Here is a 20,944-nt window from a genome sequence, read left to right as displayed (position 1 = left end):
AATTATTTGGAGAACAAAATGGATTTAATAGAAGAATATAAGAAATTTCTTGAAAACGGAAAAACTGAACGCGAATGTGTTTCGCTTATAATTCAGCTTGCGGAAAAAAATGGATACAAGGACATTCAGAAAACTGATTCTTTAAAGCCGGGCGAAAAAGTCTACGTCTGCAAACGCAATAAAAGCATCGCGCTTTTTGAAATCGGCACAGGTTCTGTTGAAAACGGAATGAATATTCTTGGAGCGCACATTGATTCTCCTCGCTTGGATGTAAAGCAGAATCCGCTTTATGAAAAAGATTTTCTTGTTTATTTGAACACGCATTATTATGGCGGAATAAAAAAATATCAGTGGGTTACTTTGCCGCTTGCCTTGCACGGAGTTGTCTGTTTAAAGGACGGTTCTACTGTAAAAATTTCAATTGGCGAAAAATCCGATGAGCCTGTTTTTTGCATTTCAGATATTCTTCCGCACCTTGCCCAAAAACAAATGAAAGAAACAGCCGCTGATTTTATAGACGGAGAAAGTTTGGACTTAATCTGCGGAAGCGAAATTCCTTCAGTTCAAAATGAATATTCAGATTCAAAGGAAAAAGACAAGGCGAAAAAACTTGTTCTGGAAATTTTAAAGGAAAAATACGGAATTGAAGAAAAAGATTTTAATTCCGCTGAGCTTGAAGTTGTTCCGGCTGGCGCTCCAAGAGATTTGGGATTTGACCGCAGCTTGATTTTGGCTTACGGACAAGACGACCGTTCTTGCGCTTACACTTCTGCACAGGCGATGGTGGACAGCAAGGCTTCTTCCAGAACAAACTGCTGCATTTGCGTTGACAAGGAAGAAATCGGAAGCTATGGCGCAACTGGAATGGGAAGTCATTTTATGGAGAACGCAGTTGCGGAAGTTGTTGCCCGGCTTGGCGAATATTCAGAACTTTCTGTGCGCCGTTGCCTGAACAACAGCTGGATGCTTTCTAGCGATGTGAATTCAGCTTATGATCCGATGAACGCAAATTTATTTGACAAAGAAAATTCTTCGTTCCTTGGCGGCGGAATTGTTTTCCAAAAATATACAGGTTCGCGCGGAAAGTCCGGGGCAAGCGATGCGGATCCTGAATTCATTGCAAAGCTTAGAAATGCTCTTGATTCTGGAAATGTAAAATATCAGCTTGCGGAACTTGGCAAAGTTGACCAAGGCGGCGGAGGAACAATTGCACATCTTGCCGCAAAGTACGGAATGTATGTTCTTGATGCCGGCGTTGCGGTTTTGAGCATGCACGCTCCGTGGGAAATCACTTCAAAAGAAGATATTCAGCAGGCGTACAACGGCTACAAACTTTTCTTGGGAATGGAATAATGTTTGACTATATTCTTTTTGATTTTGACGGAACTTTAATGGACACTTCAAAAGGCGTCTTTAATTCGTTTGACAAAGTCGTTGCTCATTACGGCTTGAAAGTTGACCGCGCGGTTTACAGCACGATGATTGGTCCGCCGTTAAAAGAAAGTTTTTCCAAAACGCTCAAACTTCCTGAAAGTGAAATTCAAAACGCAATGCAAGTTTACAGAAATTATTATGCGGAAAAAGGAATGTTCGAAGCGGAACTTTACGATGGCGTTGTTGAGCTTATAAAAAATCTGCGCGCTGCCGGAAAAAAAATATTTGTCGCAACAAGCAAGCCAGAAGTTTACGCAAAGCAAATTCTTGAGCGCAAAGGAATCTTGGAGCTTTTTGATTTTGTGGGCGGAAGCGACTTGGAAGAAAAATCCCGCGTTGAAAAATGCGATGTTGTAAAATATGTTTTGGAATCAAACGGAATTTCAGGTGAAAAAGAAAAGTGCATTTTAATTGGCGACCGACATTATGACGTGGACGGCGCGCATTCTGCCGGAATAAAGTGCGCGGGAATTCTTTGGGGCTTTGGAACAAAAGAAGAATTTGAAAATTGCGGCGCGGATTTTATTTTTGAATTTCCTAAAAATGTAGAAGCATTTCTTATTCAAAATTAGTAAATTAAAAATGGAGGAAAATTATGTCTGAAAAAAAATACAATGTGGACAGTTTCAATTTGGATCACACAAAGGTTACAGCTCCTTTTGTGCGCTTGGCTTCTGAAAAAACTGGCAGAAAAGGCGATATTGTAAGCAAGTATGATGTTCGTTTTTGTCAGCCGAACAAGGAATTCATGCCGACTGGAGCGATTCACACTTTGGAACATCTTGTTGCTGAATATATAAGAGATGAGTTTCCGCGCATTGTAATTGACTTTAGCCCTATGGGATGCAGAACCGGATTTTATCTTACAGTTTGGGGCGACCACGAGGAATCTTATATTGCCGAGCATCTTTGTAATGTTCTTGAAAAAGTTGCGGCTTGGGACAAAGAAATTCCCGGAAGCACAGAAGTTGAATGCGGAAACTACAAAGACCATGACTTGGAAGGTGCAAAAAAACTTGCCGCCCGCTGGGTCAAGGAAATCAGGGAAAAAGGCTGGAATTGCTACAAAAATTTATCGTAGTTTAGCTTAAAAAAATAATGCTAGAATGCGACTAGGAAGCAATAGCTTTCAGCGGTCTTTTTTATAAAAGCATTTTTCTAATTCGTTCATACTGAGGAGTTGTTATGAACCTGTTTCAAAAATTCAAGGAGACATTTTTTTCTGTCTTCCCGATTATGGTGATTGTTCTTTTGCTTTCGGTCACCGTTGCTCCTTTAAGCCTTAACATAATTGTGAGGTTTATTGTAGGAGGAATTCTTGTCGTTGTCGGGCTTACATTTTTTCTGCTTGGCGTTGACATTGGAATCCTTCCTATAGGTGAACGGAGCGGTGCGGCTCTTACGAGTAAAAAGAATCTTGCCTTGCTTCTTTCAGCTTCATTCTTGATTGGCGTTATGGTTACAATTGCCGAGCCTGATGTTCAAGTTCTTGCTGATCAGATAAAAAGTCTTTCTTCAAATGTGAACAAATGGGGACTTGTTCTGGGCATTGCGGTTGGCGTAGGTTTCTTTATAACAATCGGACTTTGCAGAACTGTTTTTTCTCTTAATCTTAGAACTGTTTTGATTATTTCATACATTGCTTTGTTTTCTCTTGCGTTCATGTGCCCAAAAGAACTTCAGGGTGCGGCGTTTGATGCGGGCGGAGCGACAACAGGACCTATGACGGTTCCGTTTATCATGGCTCTTGGAATGGGTGTTGCTTCTGTTCGTCATGCAGGCTCTTCAAAAGAAGGCGGAACAAGCGACAGTTCATTTGGTCTTACGGGAATTGCAAGCATCGGACCTATTGCCGCGGTTTGTGTCTACGGAATGATTTTGAATCTTTCTGGCGCGGGTTCATCTTCTTCGGCTTCTGGTTCGGCGGAATCTTCTGCGGACAATCTTCAGGAAGGACTTTCAGTTTTTATTGAATACTTGCCGGAAGTTGTGCGTGAAGTTTTTATGTCGATGCTTCCGCTTGTAATAATGTTTGCGGTTTTCCAAATCCTGCTTTTAAAGCTTCCTCCAGTTCAAATCCGAAAAGTTGCCCAGGGAATTTTGTACTGTTTTTTTGGATTGATTTTGTTCCTTGTTGGAGCGGACGGCGGATTTATGAGCGCAGGAAAAATGCTTGGCAGTGTTCTTGGACAGGCGGCTTTTTCCAACGGCGGAATTTGGATTGCGCTTATAATTATAGTTTCGCTTTTGTTCGGGGCGATAACGGTTTGCGCAGAGCCGGCCGTTTGGGTTCTTACGGAGCAAGTTGAAACTGCGACTGGCGGAAACATCAGAAGAAAAGTTATTCTTGCGACTCTTTCACTTGGAGTTGCGGCTTCAATCGCATTGTGCATGATTCGCATTTTGTACGGATTCAGCTTGTGGTACATTTTGATTCCGGGATATGCGGTTGCGCTTCTTTTGACTTTCTTTAGTCCTCCGCTTTTTATGGGAATCGCTTTTGATTCCGGCGGAGTTGCGTCTGGTCCTATGACTAGCACGTTTATTCTTTCATTCACAATCGGCGCGGCTTCTGCAAGCGGAAGTGATTCTGCTGCCGGAGCGTTCGGAGTGATTGCCCTTGTTGCCATGACTCCGCTGATTGCAATTCAGATTCTTGGAATAATTTTCAAGCTGAAGACAAGAAAAAAGGAGGTTAAGCAATGAGCGCATTTTATCTTTTGTTAGCTGAAGTTCCGCAGAATAAAGCCGAGCTTGTTTCTGATTCTGCTGTAAAGGCAGGAAGTTTTGGCGGAACTGTTTTGCGTGGAAAAGGAATTTCTTCAAGCGGACTTGCGGATGCTTTGGGGCTTGGAGCAACAACAAAGGACATTGTTCTTATTCTTGTTGAGCAGGAAAACAAAGACAAAATTTTTTCAGCGATTCAGGAAGCCTGTGAAAATGAAAAAAAAGATTTTGGTTACCTTTGCGCTTTGGAGTCGGATACAATGGTAAAAGCAGGAATTATAAAAGGAAAGGAAGGCGACGCTATGTCAGAAGGAAAACAGACTTTAATTTCGGTGATTTTGAATAAAGGTTATGCAGATGACGCGATGGCTGCGGCAAGAAAAGCTGGAGCTGGTGGCGGAACTGTTATAAACGCAAGAGGAACTGCGCGCGAGGATGATGCCAAATTTTTTGGAATGCACATTGTTCCAGAAAAAGAAATGCTTATGATTATTGTTGATTCTGAAAAAAAGGATTCAGTTCTTGACGCTGTAAAAAATCTTGCTTGCTTGCAGGAACCGGGAAGCGGAATCGTTTTCTGTTCAACTGTAAATTCTTTTTCAACTCTTGGAAAAAAATAATGTCGAATGAATTTGATGCTGAAAATGTTTCTTTAGGTAGCTGGAAAAAATATTTTAAAATTCAGCTGTTTAAAGAAATTGACAGCACAAATTCCGAACTTGTCCGCCGCGGAAATGCAATGTCGCCTCTTTTAAATGAAGATGGCTCTTTGACAGAAAACGGCGGAATCTTTAACAATACTCTTGTTGCAGCCGAATCCCAAACTTCCGGACATGGACGCTTGGGACGTTTTTTTTATTCACCGTCTTTGACTGGAGCGTATTTCAGTTTTTCAGTTGTAAAAGAAGGCGGCATAAAAAATCCTGCGATGTTCACGGTGAGTTCTGCAGTTGGAGTTTGCCGCGCCATAAAAAAATTGTTTGGAACAATCTGCTCAATAAAATGGGTGAACGATATTTTTTGCGGCGGAAAAAAAGTGTGCGGGATTTTAACTGAAGGAATTGTAAATTCTTCAAAAGGAATTGTTGAAGCCGCTGTGGTTGGAATCGGCATAAATCTTGCTACTCAAAATGATTTTCCAGAAGAGCTTCGAAAAAAAGCCGGCGGAATTTCCACAGAGGAATTTTTATCTGAAAAAAAAATAAGCAGCCAGAAGTTGATATTTTGCTGCATGGATGAAATAACCGCGATTTTAAATTCCGGTGAAAATATTATTCCAGAATATAAAAATCTTTCTTTTTTGCTTGGAAAGGAACTGGACGTTTTGCCTGTGATTGGTCAGGAAAAATCATTTAAAGCGAAAGCCCTGGACATTACTGATGACGCAGGGCTTTTAGTTGAACTTGCTGACGGAACAAAAAAAATTCTTCATTCCGGCGAAGTTACGCTTCATTCATTTTTAGGCTAGAACTTTTTTGCAAGCAAATTTTTCTGAGTTTCTGTATTGTACAAAGTCAAAACTTCAACTGCAAAATTGTCTTCAAGGTCGCGCTTGTAATTCTGGATTTTAGAAATATAATCAAGCGTAATCTGAGGCGTGCTGTTTTTTCTTACTTTGTTTGCTCCGGCATTGTACATTGCAAGAGCCGCGATTTCGTTTCCTGCTGTGTTCAGGCAAAATCTCAAATGTGAAAGTCCGTAATGTGCGGAAGTTTTCGGATCGTAAAAATCAGATTCTTCAAGCTTTGGAAAACTTGTGTTGTTCAGCTGGAAAAGTCCGCGGTCGATGCTTCCATTTGTATTTTTGTGCATTGCCGTTACTTTGAAGTTGCTTTCGGTGTGGGCGAGGGCAAACGCAAGTGAAAGCGGAATGTTGAATTCTTCTGCTGACTGAAGCACTGCCTGCGCAACTTCACGGCTGTTTACAACTCTTGAGTAGTACCATTCAACTGCGGCTCTGCTTTGCGGCTGCTTGTAAAGAATAAGACCGGCATCGTCTTTGCTTTTTGTTTCAATTACAAGCTCAGGATATTCCTTGTCAAAAATTGATTCGTAATTTACAGTTTGCTCCTGCGCTGGTTCAGTTTGAACATTTTCTGAAGCCACGGTATTTTCAACTGGCTTTTCAGCAGGGATAAAAACAAGAGTGCATACACAAAGAGCTACAAAAAACACGCTGAAAGCTACAGTTCCTGCAACAAGTTTGATAAAGTAGTTGTGCTCATAATCCATGGTATATTCTCCATAAAAGTTGTTTTTCCTCTTGAAAAATTTAATAAATAAACAGGATTCGTTCAACTTTTTCTTTATTTTGACAAAAAATAAAAAAATGTTCAAGAGAATTTACTGAAAAACTTTTGAAATCGTTGCGTTATTTCGCAGATAATGATATTTTGTTGAAGCTAAAGAATTTTGTCTTAAAGCTTTGCGATTTTTTCATCAGAAGCAAGAAGATTTTCATCCGCGCTAAAAAAGATGTAATGTCCGTGTTTTGCTTTCAATTCTGAAATAAAAAAATCCGGCGCAACATTTTCTGGAACTGAAAAGCCTATTACGTTTTCACAGTCTTTTATTCTTCTTGCGCAATGCTTGAAACTTGCCGTGAAAATCTCTTTTTCTTCTTGAGTTGCAGGATTTTTTTCCGTGGAAGGAATTATCACCGCAAATGAATTTTTTTCTTCAAGTTTTTTTAGCCAGTCTCTGAATTCTGCAAGAAATTCTTCGTTTGCGTTTTCTTCTGAGCCTATAAGTTCTTGCGCAACGTTTATAGAATAAAGCGCGTTTTCTTCCGGCTCGAAATTATTTTTGCAGAATTTTCCGTCTATGAGTTTTGCATTTTTTGTGTCGAGTTCAGTTCCGTTTAAAAAATAAATTTTGTTTTTTTCTGAATAAAATTTCGCTTCGATTTTCATTTTCTACCTTTAAATTTAAATCCGTATTTTTTTTGTTTTTCTTTGTACAAAACTGAGTCGGCATATTCAAGCAAGGAATTTATGTCGTAGCCGCTTTTTCCGCCGAACGGAGCCGAACCTATGCTTATTGAAAGCGTGAAAGGCTCTCCTGAATTTTTGTTGTATTCGTCGCAATAAACTTGAAGCCTGTCTTTTAGCTTTGAAAAATTTTCCTGATTGAGCCCGGCTGCGAGTATTGCAAATTCATCTCCGCCAAGACGCGCGATTGCATCTGAGGAGCGGAACGTTTTCTTTAAAAGTTCGGCTTCATTTTTTATGGCTCTGTCTCCTGCGGCGTGCCCATGTGTGTCGTTTATTTTTTTCAGCCCGTCAATGTCGCCAAAAAGAACAAGTCCGCTTTGTCCGCTGTTCATGGCGGTTTCAAGAATTCTTGAGCTTATGGAAATAAATCCGCGTCTGTTTAAAAGTCCTGTAAGCTCGTCCGTAACAGAAACCGCGCAGATTTTGTTGTAGTCTTTTTCGAGTTTTTTAAGTTTGTTTTTTGCCTGGCTGAAAGTAACTGCGTTTGCGATGCTGGATGAAATCATTTTGCAAACCATCGAGTAAACGGAAGAATCGTAGTCGCCAGGCCTGTAAACTATGTAGCCGTAAATCAGCGAGTTGTTGAACAAAGTGCAAACATACATTCCATCCATCGAAGAAAAAATTTCATCTGGGAGCATTTTTGATTTTGGGTCAAAGTAAATTTTTTCCGCATTGTGGCTGAGTATAAAATTTTTTTCCTTGTCAAATGCTGAAAAAATATAAGTTTTGTCTGGAAACTTAAAAAAATCAAAACGTTCAGTTGAGACTGGAGATTCAAAAAGGCAGATTGCCGCCGCGGTTATTCCGTAAGAAATCAAGTCGCTGTTTATTCTTTGCCTTAAACTGTCCAGCGTGATTTCGGCTTGCAAAGTAGAGTAGTGCTGAATAATCTGAATAAAATTATTTCTGTTTGCGTACCATTTGTTCAGCCCAAAATCCATTATGTTTTTTACGGAAGCTTCAATTTTGTTTCCCTTAATTCCAATTCCAACGCCAGTTGTGTCTTTTGGTGAAACGCATCCGCAAGTCTGCCTGAAAACTGGATAGGAACTTATGGCCTTTTTTATTGAAGTGTTTTCACCGTTTATTATTTTGCACAAAAGTTTTGCCGCGGCTTCAGTTTGTTTTTCAACATTTTGATTTATAGATGTAAGCGACGGAGTTACGCAAGCCGCTCTGATTTCGTCATCGAATCCTGTAACTGTTACTTCCTGCGGAATTTTCACATCGTACATTTTCAGGACATCGAGGCAAGCAAAAGCCATTTCGTCATTTAGCGCGACAATTGCTTCAAAGTTAAATTCGCCTTTTCTTTCTCTGTATTCTCTTAAAGCGGAAGTTGCCGTGTCGTAAGTGAATCCGCCGTAAATTTTTTTTGATTCGTCAAATTCAATTTTATATTTTTTTAAAGTCTGACGGAAAGCGCATTCTCGTTCCCGTGCTTCCTGCGATTCGCCTTCCAAAGTCATTAGCGCAAAATTCTTTTTTTTGTGCGTTAAAATTAAATGCTCTACAAGCTGGCACATGCTCCGTTTGCAGGAAATTGTTATGCTCGGAATATCTTCAAATTCGCAGCCTACAGAAACAACCGGCAGCGGAGAAAATGACTTTAAGTACATCCGCAAATATTCAGTTGAAACATTGTTGAGCTGTGTGCAGGTTAAAAAAATCATTCCGTCAACATTGTTGGAATTTATGTGGGAAGCGACAGCAAGATTCTGATATTCATAGTTGAAATTTACGGCGTTCATTGTTCCGATTGGAAAGACAACAAGCTCCGCATTATGTTTTTTCAGGAAATTTTGCGCTCCTTCGACTGCGCGGTTTGTGTATTCTGTTTCAAGATAGTCAACTATGATTGCAATTCTCTTCCTTAGACGCATAACATTATAATTATAGCAGATAATATTTCTGTAGGCAATAAAGATTTTTTTCTGCGGATTTTTGTTTGGTCAACTTTGAAATTTCCTTAAAAGTTGACTATCATTTTGTTTGACGTTATTATATCAGAATGAATGTAATCCTTGGTATTTCTGCTGCCGAAGGAATCGGAATTGGAAAAGCATTTGTTCTTCCAGACGAGCAGGAACGAAAAATCCCCAAAAGAAAAATCTCTGCTCAGGAAGTTGATATTGAATGGCAAAGGCTGACTGACGCTTGCTCTCAGGTTCAAAAGGAATTTTCTGATTTTCTTTCGAGCGAGGATATTACAAAGGATCAGCGTGAAGTTCTTGAAACTTACCAGCTTATGCTTTCAGATCCTGTTTTTATGAAAGAGCTTCAGGATTTCTTTTCGAAAAAACTGCTTAATATAGAATATTCTTTGGATTTTAAAGTCAGGGAATATGCGGATATGCTTCGCAACAGCCACAACGGATATTTGGCGGAGCGCGCACAGGACATTGAAGATGTTTTTAACCGTGTCCTTGATATTTTGCTTGACTATCATCCGTTTGACATTTGGCTTGTTCCTGACGGTGCAGTTATTATCGGCCGCTCTATGAAAACCAGCGACACAGTAATTCTTGGAAAACGGAAAATTGCCGGGCTTGCTCTTACAGAAGGAAGCAGCGCGTGCCACGTAGCCATTCTTGCAAAAAGCTACGGAATTCCTGTTGTTGTTGGAATTGAAGATGCGGCGAATCTTGCGCAGAATGGAGAAACGATTGTTGTTGATGGAAACATCGGTGAACTTATAATTCAGCCTGATGCGGCGACTTTGACAAGCGCAAATGCAAAAATTGTTTCCGAGCAAAAATATAGAGTCAACCTTCAGAAATTCAAGGATGTTCCTGCGGCAACTGAAGACGGAACTATTTTTAAACTTTATGCGAATATCGGAACTCCGGAAGAAGCTCAGCTTGCGTTGGATAATGGCGCGGACGGAATCGGACTTTTTAGAACAGAATTTCTTTTTATGAATTCCGCGCAAAAATTTAACAAGCAGTCTTCGTCTTCTTACACAAATTCCATGAGCGAAGATGCGCAGTTTGAAGCCTACAAGCGTGTTCTGCAAATAATGGGCGACAAACCTGTTACTATAAGAACTCTTGATGCGGGCGGAGACAAAATTGTTGAAGGCTCTGATATTCCTGCCTTTTCCGAAAAAAATCCGCTGATGGGATTACGCGCAATAAGAATGTCTCTTTACTGTCCTTCTGTTTTTAGAACTCAGCTGCGGGCTTTGTACCGTGCGAGCGTCTACGGAAATTTGAGAATTATGCTTCCGCTGATTACGGATGTTTCGCAAGTTGAAACTGCCCTTGGAATTGCAAAAGGAATCCGCATTTCTTTAAAGGAAGACAATATTCCTTTTAATCCAGATGTTCCGATTGGAATAATGGTCGAAACCGCCGCTGCTGCAATTTGCGCGGACTGTCTTGCTCCATACTCGAAATTTTTTTCGCTTGGAACAAATGACTTGACCCAGTATGTTCTTGGCGTTGACCGTGAAAATCAGGCTGTGAATCCGCTGTACAATGAATTCAGTCTTGCCGTTTTGCGCATGATAAAAAACACAATTTTAAATGCTGAAAAATTCAACATTCCTCTTTCTGTCTGCGGAGAAATGGCGGGCAACAAAGAAAGCGCAGTTATTCTTGTCGGAATGGGCGTTAGAAATTTAAGCATGATTCCAAAGCAAATTCCAGTTATTAAGGAAATGCTTTCTCATTTTTCAATAAAGGAACTTGAGAATCTTTCAAACCGTTCAGTATTTTAAAATTTAGGAAATCAAATGAAAAAAAATAAAAAGAAGAAGCCGGATTTTTCAAAACCAAAGCCAGAAAAAAAAGACGAGCTTGAAATTCGTCAGATAGAAGAAAAAAACGATGAAGAGAATTCTTCCATAAAAAAAGAAATTGAAAGCCGCAGAAAAGAGCGCAGTCAGAAATTTTTCCCAGATAAAATATATAACAATCTTCCATTGATTGTAATTGCCGGTCGTCCTAATGTTGGAAAGTCAACTTTGTTCAATGCACTTACGCACACAAAGCGCGCCATTACAGATCCGACTCCCGGTGTTACACGCGATCCTGTTGAAGGAACTTGCTTTTTGTCGGGGCTTCCTGTTCATCTTATGGACACAGGCGGATATAAGCTTACCCGGAATTTAAAATCCCGCGAAAGTGAAATGGACGATCTTGTTGTTGAAAAAACTGTCAGCATGTTCCAAAAGGCGGACAGAATTCTTTTGCTTCTTGATGCGACTGAAATTAATTCCGAAGACGAAGAGCTTATTCATTTGCTCAGAAGCTATTCCGACAAATTGATTGTTGCCGTCAATAAAACCGAGGGCGGAAAAAACGAGCATCTTGCATACAACTACATGAAATATGGCTTTAAAGACATTTCGCTTATTTCTGCGTTTCACGGCGACGGACTGAATGTTCTTCAGGAAAAAATGATTGAAGGGCTTGATTTTTCAAAAGTGACTGAAGGCTCAGAAGAAGAACGTCCAATCCGTATTGCTATTCTTGGAAAACCTAACGTTGGAAAATCAACTTTGAGCAACGCTCTTACACATACGGAATCTTCTATTGTGAGCGATTATGCGGGAACAACTCGTGATGTTGTTGAAGGAAGTTTCCGATACAATGGACATGATATTCAGATTTTGGACACTGCCGGAATCAGGCGAAAATCCAAAGTTAAAGAAAATGTTGAATATTATTCCGTGAACCGCGCCATAAAAACTTTGGACGAATGCGACATTGCTTTTGTTATGATTGATGCTGTTGAAGGTTTAGCGGAACAAGATAAAAAAATTACAGGACTTGCGTTTGAAAGAGGTCGCGGTGTTATTTTTATTTTGAATAAATGGGATTTGCTTGAAGACCAGGGAAATAAAACTGTAAAGAAAACAAAAGAATGGATTCAGGCAATGTTTGGTCAGATGAACTGGGCTCCGATTATTCCGTTGAGCGCGAAAAACCATGACGGTATAAAAAATCTTATGGACACTGCGTTGGAAATTTATAGCCAGCTTACACGCAAGGTTGACACTGCATCTTTGAATGCAGCGTTAAAAGACTGGCTGTTTAAATATCCGCCGCCAGCAACAAAATCAATTCATTTTAAAATCCGCTACATGACTCAGACTAGCATTAATCCTGTAAATTTCTTGATTTTTGCAACCCGGCCAGACAATGTTCCTTTGACTTATGTTACTTACTTGAAAAATAGAATCCGCGAAGACTTGGGCTTTGATTACATTCCGGTTCAAATTGAAATGAAAGCCAGCCGTCAAAAGTGGCAGAACAGAACTGAACAAAATGAAAAGGAACGCTGATGGCGCAATACAGCATCGGGCAAGTTGAAAAAATTACCGGGGTTAAGTCGCACGTTTTGCGTTATTGGGAAGAAACTGTTCCAGGCTTTGCTCCGCGGAAAGATTATTCCGGCCGAAGAATTTATTCGCAGCGTGATGTGGAAATTGTTTTAAGGCTGAAATATCTAATTTATGTAAAAAAGTTTACGATAGAAGGCGCAAAAAATCAGATTATAGAAGACGCGGAAAATGTTCAGAACAATCCAGATGCTGTAATGGAAATTAGAAAAATTCGGGCGGATTTGAGCGAGCTTTTTTTTGAAATTCAAAAAGCCAAGAAGCAAGAGGAAAATTAATGGAAGAGAAAATTCAACTTAAGTGGTACGAAAAACGGCAGGGAATAAAACTTAAGGATAAAATAAAATCGGAACAGAAAAAAAAAGAATTTCTTGAAAAGCAGAATTTAAAGAAAAACAGCGCTTCCGAAAAAAAACAGCTAAACTCAAAAAGAATCCATTCGATTCAAAAATCCAAATTTGTAAAGCCGTTGGAAGATTTATTTTCCGCTGAAAAAATTCCAGAAGATGCAAAAAAAATAATTGAAGAATTTGACAAAGTTGTTGAGTCAACGCATCCGCTTAATTCCAAGCAGAAACTTTTGCTGCCAAAGCAAATCCGCAGTCTTAGCCATTTTCTTACGGATGAGCGTGGAGAGCGTCGGCTTGGCTACATGAACCAGACTGTTCTTTTAAGCGCGTATGTTCATTATTATACTTGGTGGAATCTTGTGCGGCTTGTGCGGCTTTTTTCCAATATCGATAAGAAATTTTTTGATGTAAAAGATTCTTCAGTTTTTCTTGATCTTGGTTCTGGACCTCTCACCGTTCCGCTTGCGCTTTTTTTGTCTCGTCCTGAACTTAGAAAAAAACATATCACTTTTTATTGCCTTGACATTTCTCAGCAGGCTTTGGCTTTTGGTGAAAATATTTTTCTTTCAGTTGCAGCGCGTTTAAAATGCGAGCCGTGGAAAATTGTCCGTGTGAAAGGTGAGCTTGGTTCGTCTGTAAAGGAAAAAGCGGATTTTATTATAAGCGCAAATCTTTTCAATGAGCTTTGTGATGATTTTAAAAATCCGCCGGATTTTCTTGCAAAAAAATATACAGAACAAATTCTTTCATATTTAAAATTTGAAAATGAAAATGCGCGTTATATTATTGTAGAGCCAGGCGATCCTCGTTCGGCGCGGCTTGTAAGTTTGATGCGCGACAGTTTTATGCGGCGCGGATTTTTTCCAGTTTCTCCTTGCACGCATTTTTGCCAGTGTCCTATGGATGGAAAAAAAGGCGGCAAATGGTGCAACTACGCTTTTAAAACAGACGATGCTCCAGCTGAATTGAAAAAGCTTTCTGAAAAATCCGAGCTTCCAAAGGAAAGGGCAGTGCTTTCTTTTGTCGCGTTCCAAAAATCAAAAGACGGGCAAATTGACGGATGCGGCTGTTTTTCCGATGAAAGACCAGAATTTATTTCAATGCGGATAACAAGCGAGCTTATAAAACTTCCGGGCGGAAGAAGCGGATATTACGCTTGCTCAGAAAAAGGACTTTTGCTTGTTGTGACTTCACAGCAGTTTTTGAGCGGACAAAAAATCAGAGTGCTGAATCCGCAAAAAAAACTCCCGATTGATTCAAAATCAGGAGCTTATATTTTGGAACTTTAGTCTTTGTAAAGTTTTGCAAGTTTATCTTTGTAAATGTCTGCAACCCTATAGCGCATCATTTCTTGCTTTGCGCTTAGTTCTACTCCAACCTCAAAAGGCTTGGTTATTACGGCGATTTTGTTTATGCGCTCAAAAGACTTGAATCCGTTTTTTGCGCTAATTGACTCGAATACTTCACCTTCAAGAAGTTTTTGAATCGCTTCTGTTTCCGCAAGTTCTTCATAAGAGCCAAAGCTGATTCCGTTTTCTGTCGCGTAAGTTTCAATTGCATCTTGGTCTGGCAAAATAAGCGCCACAAGATATTTTTGGTCGATTCCTTTTTCGTTTGTTCCGAACACAACAGAAGTTGAAATAAATCTGGATTCGTTTATTTTTGCTTCAATTGGAAGCGGCTCAATGTTTTCTCCGCCTTGAAGAACTATTGTATCTTTTTTTCGGCCTCTAAGTTGAATTTCATTATTTACGGAAAGAATTGCAATGTCGCCAGTGTCAAACCAACCGTCCACGGTCATAACTTTGTCGGTTAAATCCGGGCGTTTGTAGTAGCCTTGCATAACGCATCCGCCCTTTATCTGTAGAGTTCCCTTTTTGCATCTGCCGAGAATAATTCCGTCGTCGTCAACAACTCTTACTTCCATTCCGCGCAAAGGAGTTCCGACATTTCCGAAAATCGGATCTGCAATCGGACGGACGCTTATAATAGGAGAAGTTTCTGTAAGTCCGTAGCCTTCCTGAATATTTACGCCGATTGCCCAGAAAAACGCATCAACATTTTTAGGAAACGCTCCGCCACCAGCAATTCCAGATCGGAAATTTTTTCCAACCATCGCTTTGATTTTTCTAAAGACAAGCAGGTTTCCAAGAAGTTTGATTGGATAAAGAAGAAGCCACGGCCATACAAGAACCGGCCACCAAAATCCAAGATAGTCCGGACCGAAGCGAGTATTTTTTCTTCTTAATTTTCTGTCGATTTTGCTCCATAATAATGCTTCTGCAACAAAAAATCTGAAAAGTGCAAATGCGATTCCTCCGGTTTTTCTCATTTTGCGCCAGATTCCGTCGTAAACTGCTGACCAGACACGCGGAACAGCCGGCAAAAGATAAGGATCAAGTTTCTGCAAGTCCTGAAGAAGAACGCTTCCAATCGGCTTGCTGTAGCAAAGAGTTCCACCTTGAGCAATGATTACATATTCAACTGCTCTTTGGAATGCGTGCCATACCGGAAGAACAAGCAATGCGCGCTCGCCCGGATTTAAAAATATTCGCTCTGTAACTTCATCAAGCTGGCATAAAATATTTCCGTGGCTTAGCATTACGCCTTTTGGAGTTCCTGTAGTTCCGCTTGTAAAAATTATTGTCGCAAGATCGTCCGGCTTTCCTTTTTCAAGTTCCTGTTCAACTGCGTCTGGATGCTGTTTGCGCCATTCGTGTCCTGATTTCTGCAAATCCCTGAACCAAAGACAAGCAACTTTTTGTTTTTCGCAGTCTGATTTTGTGTCTTCTGAAACTTCCTCAAATGAAATTATTGTCTTGAGCGTTGGAATTGATTTTTTTATATTCAAAAGTTTTTTTACTTGCGTTTCGTTTTCAACAATTGTGATTTCAACTTCTGAAAAAGAAAGAATGTAAGCAAGGTCTGTTTCTGTTGCGTCAAGTCCGCGCGGTGTGTCTATTGCTCCGATTGAAAGAAGTCCGACGTCCGCCTGTTCCCACTCTTCGCGGTTGTCAGCAATGAGTCCGATTCTGTCTCCCCGTTTTACGCCGATGTCCAAAAGCGCGCCGGCAAAGTCCATTGCGTTTTCAAATAAATCGTGGTAATTAGTTTCCTTGTATTCGCCTGACTTTGTTCTTGAAAGCTGCGCTGAAATTTCAGGCCACTGGATTGCGCTTTTTCTGACTAATTTTGGAAGAGTATCTCCGAATTTGTAATTCATATAGACCTGCTTGATTTTGTTTGATTTTCAGTAAGTTTAAGTGAAAAAAAAAAGAGTTACAATGAAAATTAAAGAAATTTGTATAAATTTTTTATAAAAAAGACAGAATTTTATAATAAATAGTCGCAATTTTATATGTGTTATTTCTTCAACAATGCTAATAAATCTTGTTTTTTTTCCGAAAATCAACATATGCCATCAAAACAGAATCTTTACAAAAAGCCCGATTACTGGTCTCAAAAAGCTTTCAAGGAAGGTTACCCTGCAAGAAGCGTTTATAAGCTTCAGGAAATAGATGAAAAATTTGGAATGCTTAAAAAAAGTTCCATTGTTCTTGATTTGGGTGCGGCTCCGGGAAGCTGGACTGTCTGGCTTTTGAGAAATATAAAGCAGTCTGGAAAAGTTGTTTCCGTGGATTTGAATCATCTTTCAAAAGATGTCAAGGCGGAAAATCTTGTTTTTTTTCAGGGCGATTTGCTTAGCGAGGAAATCCGAAATCTGATAAAAGAGCAGGGACCTTACGACTTGGTTGTTTGCGACGCTGCTCCTTTGACGACTGGAAACCGCACGATAGACACTTTGCGTTCAAAGGCGCTTGTTGAAATGGCGATTTGGTATGCGGGCGCAATGCTTAAAACTGGCGGAAATTTCTGCGTGAAAATTTTTCAGAACGGAGATCAGCAAAAGCTTCTTATGAAAATGCGCGAAATTTTTACTCAGGCAAAAGGATTCAAGCCTGAAGCCTGCCGCACGGAATCTTTTGAAACTTATTTAATCGGTTTGAACAAAAAAATTTAGAGGCTGCTATGAAAAAAAATAAAATTGAGTTTTCAGATGATGTGTGCTATAGTAAAACTCTAAAAATGAAATCATATTTAAAATTAACACTGACTTGCGCTTGCTCAATTTTTGGAATCGCGGCTTTTGTAACGGGAATTACATTTGGCGTTGTTCATTTTAAGAATTCAAGCGGTCAAGGCGGATTTGATTCAAATTCTTCATCTCATATTTCAACTGAAATTTTTTCCGGCGAAGACATTCCTGTTCAGCCTGAATATAACGACAACGGACTTTCATATATTTCGTACCGCGTAAAAAAAGGCGATATGATTGGCTTTATTGCGGACGAATTCGGCGTTACTCAGGACACAATAATCAGCGTAAACAATATTCATGCTTCGCGCTTGATTCAGATTGGACAGTATTTGAAAATTCCTTCGCTGCCTGGAATTCTTTATACAGTAAGGGAAGATGGCGAAACTGTTGAGTCGATTTCAAAAAAATACAATGTTGACGCTCAAAAATGTTCTTCAGTAAACAACATTGGACTTTCTGAAAAGCTTTCAGCTGGAAAATCGCTTTTTGTTCCTTATGCAGAACTTGACTGGGTTACACGGCAGGAAATCAACGGGGACTTGTTCACAAAGCCGCTTAAGACACGCTTTTATTATTCTTCTATGTTCGGCTGGCGCACAAGTCCTTTTGATAGTTCAAAGAGAACGTTTCACGGCGGAATCGATATGGCGTGCGCAAAGGGAACTCCGATTTATGCGGCTCTTCCGGGAAAAGTTTCTGCCTGCGGAGAAAATGCAGTATATGGAAAATATGTGATTGTTTCGCATCATTCTGGCTACAAAACTCTTTACGGACACATGAACGAAATTCTTGTAAGAAAAGGTCAGTTCGTTGACACAAATACAAGAGTCGGAAAAGTTGGAAGCACCGGAATGAGCACAGGTCCGCATTTGCATTTTACAGTTTACAAAAACGGTCGCTCAATAAATCCTGCGAATTTGTGGAAATAAGGCAGTTTTAAAATTTATTTTTGTTCTGAAATTTCTTCAATCAGTTTTTATGCGCTGGAAGTTTATGCTGCTGTAATTCAGTTTACAAATATTTTATTAAATTATATAATTTGATTTATGGCAGATTTGCTTTCAGATATACAATTCAATGAATTTAGAAAACTCATTTACGATGCAAGCGGAATAACTTTTTCAGAGACAAACCGTTCGATTCTTGACAGCAGATTGAAGGAACGTCTGCGTGAAAAAAATCTGACAGATCCTCAGGAATATTACCGTTTGATAACAAGCAATAAGGAAGAATTCAAAGTTTTCCTTGACAGCATCACAACGAACCTTACAAGATTCTTCAGAAACCAGCCGCATTTTGATGCTCTTATAAATTATGTAATTCCTCATGTTATTGAAGATAAAAAACAGACTGTCGGGGATTTTAAAATCAGAATCTGGAGCGCGGGCTGTTCAACTGGCGAAGAGCCTTACACTTTGGCGATGCTTCTAAAGGACAAGCTTCCGGCTCCTTATACATTTGAAATTATTGCTTCCGACATTTCCTTAAAATCCCTGATGACGGCGCAAAAAGGTTTTTACCCGGATTCCCGCATTTCAGGAATTCCGCAGAATTACCTTGCTTCGTATTTTACAAGAGTTGACGGCGGTTATCAGGTTAAGCCGGAACTTATGAAGACAATCCGCTTTGACTACCACAATTTGCGTTTTGACATGGGCGCAAGAAATTTTGACATTGTTTTTTGCCGGAACGTTCTCATTTACTTTGACGAGGCGGCTCAGAAAATAACAATTGACAATTTCTGGAAGTCAATGGCGCGTCATTCTTATCTTTTTATCGGACATTCTGAAAGCCTTTTTGGAATGGACACGAAATTTGAATTCTTAAAAACACCGTGGGCTTGCCTTTATCAGAAAAATGAAAAATAAGCCCGCCTTTTTCTTGCGGAGATTTTGATGGACAATATTGAAGTACTTGTTTGCGATGATTCAGCGTTGATGCGAAATCTTATTTCAAGAATTGTAGACGAAACCGAAGGCATGAAAGTCTGCGGAACTGCAATGAACGGAAAATTCGCGCTTCAGAAAATTCCGTTTCTTAAGCCGGATTTGATTCTTCTTGACATAGAAATGCCTGAAATGACAGGCGTTCAGTTTTTGGAAGAACGCAAAAAACGCGGCATAGATATTCCTGTTGTAATTCTTTCTTCCATAGCGACAAAAGGCGCGGCCGTAACAATGCAGTGTCTTGAGCTTGGCGCAAGTGATTTTATTACAAAACCGTCCGGCTCAGTTTCAAGCAACATTGCATCAGTTTCCAGCGCAATTATCGAAAAAATTGCTTCTTACGGCGGAAGATTTGCCCGCAAAAACGGAAAAAATATTCCATCAACAGAAACTTTTGTAAAGCAGGCAAAACTCCGTGAAGCCGAAGCCGCTGCAAAAAAAGAAGGCATCATAGATAAAATTGCTCCGGCAGCTTTGTCGCAGGAAACTTTTTCGCCTGTTTTATTCACTTCAAAAAGAAAAGAGCCGGAAGTTATTGTTCCTCTAAGAGAACCCGGCAGAATTGAAGTTGTTGCAATTGGAATTTCTACTGGCGGACCTAACGCGCTTAGAGAAGTTTTTGCGCATCTTGATCCGAAGTTTTCACGGCCAATACTTGTTGTTCAGCACATGCCGGCTGGTTTTACAAAGGAATTCGCCGCGAGTTTGGATAAAATTTGTCCGCTTTCTGTAAAAGAGGCAGAGGACAAGGACGAAATTCATCCCGGGCAGATTTATATTGCTCCCGGAAACTTTCATATTGTTGTTGAAAAATCAACTTTGTGCAATGTAATCCGGCTTTCAAGCGCAGATCTTCGCAACGGACACAGACCTTCCGCAGACTGGCTTTTTGAATCCGTGGCGAAAATTTACCAGAACAGGGCGCTGGGAGTTATAATGACCGGAATGGGACGTGATGGCGCGGTTCAGCTTGCGGAAATGAGAAAACAGGGTGCTTGGACTTTGGGGCAGGACGAAGAATCTTCTATTGTCTACGGAATGCCGCGTGTTGCCTATGAGCTTGGAGCCGTTCAAAAGCAAGTTTCGCTGGAAAACATGGCAAACGAAATGAACACTCTTGTAAGAGAGCACGGAAAATAATCTGTTATCTTCGGACTTGACCCGAAAATCTGTTTAACTCTATAAAAGATTCCCTTGTCAAGCAAGGGAATGACAGTTGTAATTAAAAATCAAATTTATTTTACCAGCGTCCGCTTGCGCCGCCTCCACCAAAACTTCCGCCGCCGCCTTTTCTAAAGTTGTCTGAATTTCTTCTGCCTGAACTTCCGCCGCCAAAAATAAAAGGCAAAAGCCAGAGATTTTTTCCGCGCCCGAATATTACAAAAATAAGCACTACAAAAAAAACAAACGCAAGAACAGAAAAAGGACTTTCCTCTTCGTCTTCTTCCGCAGAATTTTCAGCTTGGGACTGATTTTCTGTCATTGTTTCATCGCTTGTTAAAACTGAAGCAATGGCTTTGATTCCGCTTTCAATTCCTTCAAAATATTTTTCCTGCTTGAACAGCGGCGCAATTTTATTGCGGATTATGCGCGCGCAAACTGCATCTGTAAGAATTCCTTCCGCACCGTAGCCAGTTTCAATTCTTACTTCGCGCTCTTTCATGGCGACTGTTAGCAGAACTCCGTTGTCAGTTCCTTTTTGACCGAGCTTGTATTGTTCCGCGTGCTTCATGCTGAATGACTCGATGTCTTCGCCGTCCAAGTTTTTTACAATAATAACCGCAATCTGAATTCCTGTGCGCTCGTCCAAATTTGTGATGAAAGATTCAAGTTGCCTTAGTTCCGCCTTGGAAAGAATTCCCGCATTGTCTAAAACCGGCTTGTATATTCCGCTAGCTTCATTGTTAAAAGTTGCGCTGTTCTGTTCGTCTTTGCTTTTTGCTGAAAACGACAGAAAAGCTACAATGAAAAATGTAAGAGCTAGAATCCAGATGAAAGTTTTGTTCTGCTTGCTTCCGCCGAAAAAAGATGCGCTCATTTTTTAG

The 20,944-nt window shown here is 40.1% G+C and carries 19 protein-coding genes; 14 read left to right on the top strand and 5 right to left on the bottom strand.

Annotated elements, in window-relative coordinates; all coding sequences use genetic code 11:
* Window positions 1-18 precede the first annotated feature (18 nt).
* The 6 genes from Q0H92_RS10340 to Q0H92_RS10315 all read left to right on the top strand — a co-directional run bounded on the left by Q0H92_RS10340 (window position 19) and on the right by Q0H92_RS10315 (window position 5,629).
* Window positions 19-1,353 (top strand): aminopeptidase, encoded by a 1,335-nt coding sequence (locus Q0H92_RS10340; protein ID WP_296014707.1) that lies wholly within the window; start codon window positions 19-21, stop codon window positions 1,351-1,353.
* Window positions 1,353-2,006, top strand: a complete 654-nt coding sequence (locus Q0H92_RS10335) for an HAD hydrolase-like protein (RefSeq protein ID WP_296014705.1) — start codon at window positions 1,353-1,355, stop codon at window positions 2,004-2,006. The genes Q0H92_RS10340 and Q0H92_RS10335 overlap by 1 nt, the downstream gene beginning before the upstream one ends.
* A 23-nt stretch (window positions 2,007-2,029) precedes the next feature.
* Entirely contained in the window at window positions 2,030-2,515 is a 486-nt protein-coding gene (locus tag Q0H92_RS10330) for an S-ribosylhomocysteine lyase (RefSeq protein WP_296014704.1), read from the top strand.
* Between the two features lie 104 nt (window positions 2,516-2,619).
* Window positions 2,620-4,140 carry a DUF1538 domain-containing protein gene (locus Q0H92_RS10325; protein ID WP_296014703.1) on the top strand — a complete coding sequence of 507 codons (1,521 nt, stop codon included), beginning with the start codon at window positions 2,620-2,622 and terminating at the stop codon, window positions 4,138-4,140.
* The gene (locus Q0H92_RS10320; protein WP_296014702.1) at window positions 4,137-4,781 is read left to right on the top strand and encodes a P-II family nitrogen regulator; all 645 of its coding nucleotides are present in this window, start codon (window positions 4,137-4,139) and stop codon (window positions 4,779-4,781) included. The genes Q0H92_RS10325 and Q0H92_RS10320 overlap by 4 nt, the downstream gene beginning before the upstream one ends.
* A complete protein-coding gene (locus tag Q0H92_RS10315) occupies window positions 4,781-5,629 on the top strand; it encodes a biotin--[acetyl-CoA-carboxylase] ligase (RefSeq protein ID WP_296014698.1) in 849 nt (282 codons plus the stop codon). Before Q0H92_RS10320 ends, Q0H92_RS10315 begins: the two co-directional genes overlap by 1 nt.
* Here the strand turns inward: Q0H92_RS10315 and Q0H92_RS10310 are convergent.
* The 3 genes from Q0H92_RS10310 to Q0H92_RS10300 form a co-directional block, all read right to left on the bottom strand.
* Window positions 5,626-6,393, bottom strand: coding sequence for a lytic transglycosylase domain-containing protein (locus Q0H92_RS10310; protein WP_296014696.1), 768 nt, complete (start codon window positions 6,391-6,393; stop codon window positions 5,626-5,628). The two genes, Q0H92_RS10315 and Q0H92_RS10310, sit on opposite strands and share 4 nt — an antisense overlap.
* 185 nt (window positions 6,394-6,578) lie before the next feature.
* Window positions 6,579-7,073 carry a hypothetical protein gene (locus tag Q0H92_RS10305; protein WP_296014695.1) on the bottom strand — a complete coding sequence of 165 codons (495 nt, stop codon included), beginning with the start codon at window positions 7,071-7,073 and terminating at the stop codon, window positions 6,579-6,581.
* Window positions 7,070-9,040 (bottom strand): GGDEF domain-containing protein, encoded by a 1,971-nt coding sequence (locus Q0H92_RS10300; RefSeq protein WP_296014693.1) that lies wholly within the window; start codon window positions 9,038-9,040, stop codon window positions 7,070-7,072. The genes Q0H92_RS10305 and Q0H92_RS10300 overlap by 4 nt, the downstream gene beginning before the upstream one ends.
* 128 nt (window positions 9,041-9,168) lie before the next feature.
* Between Q0H92_RS10300 and ptsP the strand changes: the two genes are divergently transcribed.
* Genes ptsP through Q0H92_RS10280 form a run of 4 tightly spaced genes read left to right on the top strand, consistent with a single transcriptional unit; the run spans window position 9,169 to window position 14,143 of the window.
* Complete coding sequence (ptsP, locus tag Q0H92_RS10295; protein WP_296014691.1) at window positions 9,169-10,878, top strand: phosphoenolpyruvate--protein phosphotransferase; 1,710 nt, start codon at window positions 9,169-9,171, stop codon at window positions 10,876-10,878.
* 15 nt (window positions 10,879-10,893) lie between these two features.
* Window positions 10,894-12,447 carry a ribosome biogenesis GTPase Der gene (der, locus tag Q0H92_RS10290; RefSeq protein ID WP_296014689.1) on the top strand — a complete coding sequence of 518 codons (1,554 nt, stop codon included), beginning with the start codon at window positions 10,894-10,896 and terminating at the stop codon, window positions 12,445-12,447.
* Complete coding sequence (locus Q0H92_RS10285; RefSeq protein ID WP_295795827.1) at window positions 12,447-12,782, top strand: MerR family transcriptional regulator; 336 nt, start codon at window positions 12,447-12,449, stop codon at window positions 12,780-12,782. Before der ends, Q0H92_RS10285 begins: the two co-directional genes overlap by 1 nt.
* On the top strand, window positions 12,782-14,143 hold the full coding sequence (locus Q0H92_RS10280) for a small ribosomal subunit Rsm22 family protein (RefSeq protein WP_296014687.1): 1,362 nt from the start codon (window positions 12,782-12,784) through the stop codon (window positions 14,141-14,143). The genes Q0H92_RS10285 and Q0H92_RS10280 overlap by 1 nt, the downstream gene beginning before the upstream one ends.
* Here Q0H92_RS10280 and Q0H92_RS10275 read toward each other — a convergent pair.
* Window positions 14,140-16,077, bottom strand: coding sequence for a long-chain fatty acid--CoA ligase (locus tag Q0H92_RS10275; protein ID WP_296014686.1), 1,938 nt, complete (start codon window positions 16,075-16,077; stop codon window positions 14,140-14,142). The two genes, Q0H92_RS10280 and Q0H92_RS10275, sit on opposite strands and share 4 nt — an antisense overlap.
* A 192-nt stretch (window positions 16,078-16,269) precedes the next feature.
* Between Q0H92_RS10275 and Q0H92_RS10270 the strand changes: the two genes are divergently transcribed.
* The 4 genes from Q0H92_RS10270 (at window position 16,270) to Q0H92_RS10255 (ending at window position 20,039) form a co-directional block, all read left to right on the top strand.
* On the top strand, window positions 16,270-16,875 hold the full coding sequence (locus Q0H92_RS10270; protein ID WP_296014684.1) for an RlmE family RNA methyltransferase: 606 nt from the start codon (window positions 16,270-16,272) through the stop codon (window positions 16,873-16,875).
* 8 nt (window positions 16,876-16,883) lie between these two features.
* A complete protein-coding gene (locus tag Q0H92_RS10265) occupies window positions 16,884-17,882 on the top strand; it encodes a M23 family metallopeptidase (protein WP_296014682.1) in 999 nt (332 codons plus the stop codon).
* A 117-nt stretch (window positions 17,883-17,999) separates the two neighbouring features.
* A complete protein-coding gene (locus Q0H92_RS10260; protein ID WP_296014680.1) occupies window positions 18,000-18,821 on the top strand; it encodes a protein-glutamate O-methyltransferase CheR in 822 nt (273 codons plus the stop codon).
* A gap of 27 nt (window positions 18,822-18,848) precedes the next feature.
* Complete coding sequence (locus tag Q0H92_RS10255; protein WP_296014678.1) at window positions 18,849-20,039, top strand: chemotaxis response regulator protein-glutamate methylesterase; 1,191 nt, start codon at window positions 18,849-18,851, stop codon at window positions 20,037-20,039.
* Window positions 20,040-20,139: 100 nt separating this feature from the next.
* Here Q0H92_RS10255 and Q0H92_RS10250 read toward each other — a convergent pair whose 3' ends face one another.
* On the bottom strand, window positions 20,140-20,937 hold the full coding sequence (locus tag Q0H92_RS10250) for a TPM domain-containing protein (protein WP_296014677.1): 798 nt from the start codon (window positions 20,935-20,937) through the stop codon (window positions 20,140-20,142).
* Between the last annotated feature and the right edge of the window lie 7 nt (window positions 20,938-20,944).

The sequence above is a fragment of the uncultured Treponema sp. genome, assembly GCF_934725225.1.
Lineage (GTDB): Bacteria > Spirochaetota > Spirochaetia > Treponematales > Treponemataceae > Treponema_D.
The sequence above is the reverse complement of the archived record's forward strand: the minus strand, read 5'-3'. Positions and strand labels throughout refer to the sequence as shown.

Coding starts and splice junctions, on each gene's coding strand:
- Q0H92_RS10310 (WP_296014696.1), bottom strand. CDS start 6,393: ATGGATTATGAGCACAACTACTTTATCAAACTTGTTGCAGGAACTGTA.
- Q0H92_RS10335 (WP_296014705.1), top strand. CDS start 1,353: ATGTTTGACTATATTCTTTTTGATTTTGACGGAACTTTAATGGACACT.
- Q0H92_RS10285 (WP_295795827.1), top strand. CDS start 12,447: ATGGCGCAATACAGCATCGGGCAAGTTGAAAAAATTACCGGGGTTAAG.
- Q0H92_RS10270 (WP_296014684.1), top strand. CDS start 16,270: ATGCCATCAAAACAGAATCTTTACAAAAAGCCCGATTACTGGTCTCAA.
- Q0H92_RS10255 (WP_296014678.1), top strand. CDS start 18,849: ATGGACAATATTGAAGTACTTGTTTGCGATGATTCAGCGTTGATGCGA.
- Q0H92_RS10305 (WP_296014695.1), bottom strand. CDS start 7,073: ATGAAAATCGAAGCGAAATTTTATTCAGAAAAAAACAAAATTTATTTT.
- ptsP (WP_296014691.1), top strand. CDS start 9,169: ATGAATGTAATCCTTGGTATTTCTGCTGCCGAAGGAATCGGAATTGGA.
- Q0H92_RS10340 (WP_296014707.1), top strand. CDS start 19: ATGGATTTAATAGAAGAATATAAGAAATTTCTTGAAAACGGAAAAACT.
- Q0H92_RS10320 (WP_296014702.1), top strand. CDS start 4,137: ATGAGCGCATTTTATCTTTTGTTAGCTGAAGTTCCGCAGAATAAAGCC.
- Q0H92_RS10330 (WP_296014704.1), top strand. CDS start 2,030: ATGTCTGAAAAAAAATACAATGTGGACAGTTTCAATTTGGATCACACA.
- Q0H92_RS10275 (WP_296014686.1), bottom strand. CDS start 16,077: ATGAATTACAAATTCGGAGATACTCTTCCAAAATTAGTCAGAAAAAGC.
- Q0H92_RS10250 (WP_296014677.1), bottom strand. CDS start 20,937: ATGAGCGCATCTTTTTTCGGCGGAAGCAAGCAGAACAAAACTTTCATC.
- Q0H92_RS10280 (WP_296014687.1), top strand. CDS start 12,782: ATGGAAGAGAAAATTCAACTTAAGTGGTACGAAAAACGGCAGGGAATA.
- Q0H92_RS10260 (WP_296014680.1), top strand. CDS start 18,000: ATGGCAGATTTGCTTTCAGATATACAATTCAATGAATTTAGAAAACTC.
- Q0H92_RS10265 (WP_296014682.1), top strand. CDS start 16,884: ATGAAAAAAAATAAAATTGAGTTTTCAGATGATGTGTGCTATAGTAAA.
- Q0H92_RS10315 (WP_296014698.1), top strand. CDS start 4,781: ATGTCGAATGAATTTGATGCTGAAAATGTTTCTTTAGGTAGCTGGAAA.
- Q0H92_RS10325 (WP_296014703.1), top strand. CDS start 2,620: ATGAACCTGTTTCAAAAATTCAAGGAGACATTTTTTTCTGTCTTCCCG.
- Q0H92_RS10300 (WP_296014693.1), bottom strand. CDS start 9,040: ATGCGTCTAAGGAAGAGAATTGCAATCATAGTTGACTATCTTGAAACA.
- der (WP_296014689.1), top strand. CDS start 10,894: ATGAAAAAAAATAAAAAGAAGAAGCCGGATTTTTCAAAACCAAAGCCA.